The organism is Shewanella sp. 10N.286.54.B9 (genome assembly GCF_041468565.1).
GTDB lineage: Bacteria > Pseudomonadota > Gammaproteobacteria > Enterobacterales > Shewanellaceae > Shewanella.
In genome coordinates this window covers 1-1372 of record NZ_JBFRIY010000090.1, presented here as the reverse complement: position 1 = coordinate 1372, position 1372 = coordinate 1, and the positions used below count along the sequence as shown (strand labels likewise).

Annotated in this window: 2 protein-coding genes and 1 pseudogene; 2 read left to right on the top strand and 1 reads right to left on the bottom strand. The window is 44.0% G+C overall.

The features are described 5' to 3' along the window. A pseudogene (locus tag AB4135_RS21605) lies at nt 1-251 on the bottom strand (signal recognition particle-docking protein FtsY); the annotation flags it as partial. A gap of 225 nt (nt 252-476) precedes the next feature. Between AB4135_RS21605 and rsmD the strand changes: the two are divergent. Beyond that, nucleotides 477-1085: a 16S rRNA (guanine(966)-N(2))-methyltransferase RsmD gene (gene rsmD / locus AB4135_RS21600; RefSeq protein WP_371995485.1), complete on the top strand. Its 609-nt coding sequence runs from the start codon at nt 477-479 to the stop codon at nt 1083-1085. After that, a complete protein-coding gene (locus AB4135_RS21595; RefSeq protein ID WP_371995484.1) occupies nt 1082-1360 on the top strand; it encodes a DUF1145 domain-containing protein in 279 nt (92 codons plus the stop codon). Before rsmD ends, AB4135_RS21595 begins: the two co-directional genes overlap by 4 nt. Nucleotides 1361-1372 lie beyond the last annotated feature (12 nt).

Sequence of the window (1372 nt, the reverse complement as noted above, 5' to 3'; positions counted from 1 at the left end):
TGTTCAGCGGCAATTCTGGCAGCTTCAGCTTGCTCCGCAGCAATGCGCTCAACCTCTACTTGCGCGGCTTGTTCATTGGCGACTCTTTCGGCTTCTGCCTGTTCGCTTGCAACACGTTCAGCTTCAACTTGCGCTGTATCAACCTGCTCAGTTTCGGCCTCAGTTAAAACATTCTTATCTGCTTCTACTGCTTGTGGTTGCTCTTTAGATTTATCTTTGCGGAACCAGGAAAAAAAACCTTTCTTTGCCATGTGTATTACCGATGCTCAAATAACTGTACATAAATGCGTTAGGGTGGAGGACGTTATATCAAAAACAGACCGAGATTACGCTGATTAAAACAACAAAAGTATAACCACTGCGCGACTAAGCGACGGCTTTTTACCTTTTAGCTGTGCTTTGATATAAAATAACGACCTTAAATCAGACGCTATAGTCTACCACTTTCTGCCACAAGGCAAAATCACGAGGACACCATGGTCAAAAAAAGACCCTCAAGCGGCCAAGTTAGGATCATCTCTGGTCAGTGGCGATCGCGCAAATTGCCTATCCATGATCTGGAAGGTCTACGTCCAACAACTGACCGTGTTCGTGAAACGCTATTCAATTGGATAGCGAATGATATTCGTGGTGCTCGAGTATTGGATTGTTTTGGTGGCAGTGGTGCATTAAGTTTAGAGTCTTTGTCACGTTATGCTGCTTATGCCAGAGTATTTGAACTGCAACCTCAAGCTGCCAAGCAACTGGTTGAAAACCTAGCCACATTAAAATGTAACGATGCAGACGTGATAAAGGGAGACAGCCTTAAGCTGCTAGCAAGCTCTCCAGACAAAGGCTTTGACATTGTATTTGTTGATCCACCTTTTAGAAAGTCACTCACCGAGAAAAGCATCCAACTGCTCGAGCAACAACAGTGGCTGCAGCCTGATGCACTGATTTATGTAGAAACCGAATCTGAACTAGCACTACTTGAGGTGCCTGTAACTTGGACATTGCTAAAAGAGAAATCAGCTGGGCAAGTGATCTACCGCTTATATCAGTACTGTCCACTTGAGGAAAATGCTGCAGAGGATGACCGAGAATGAAATGGGTACTACTAACAGGTAAGTTCGCGACCGCTTTTGCGTGGTTGATGATGTTTTATAATCTAGTCGCACCATTTGAAGGCAATATAGCGGTCATTTTAAATATCTTGCTCGCAGTGACAGTGTTTATGCACTGCTTGCAAACCATTATATTCCACACCCTGTTCAATCAGCTGCTGCCGTTAAAGAAAGTGGATTACCTGCAGGTGTTTATGTTTGGCGTATTTAGCCTATTGCAATATCGTCAACAGGTATTAGATAAGCAAAAATGCTAGGTGCTAGGTGCT

What these genes read in the sequence shown, in the direction of transcription:
- rsmD (WP_371995485.1), top strand. Translation starts at nt 477, where the DNA reads ATGGTCAAAAAAAGACCCTCAAGCGGCCAAGTTAGGATCATCTCTGGT.
- AB4135_RS21595 (WP_371995484.1), top strand. Translation starts at nt 1,082, where the DNA reads ATGAAATGGGTACTACTAACAGGTAAGTTCGCGACCGCTTTTGCGTGG.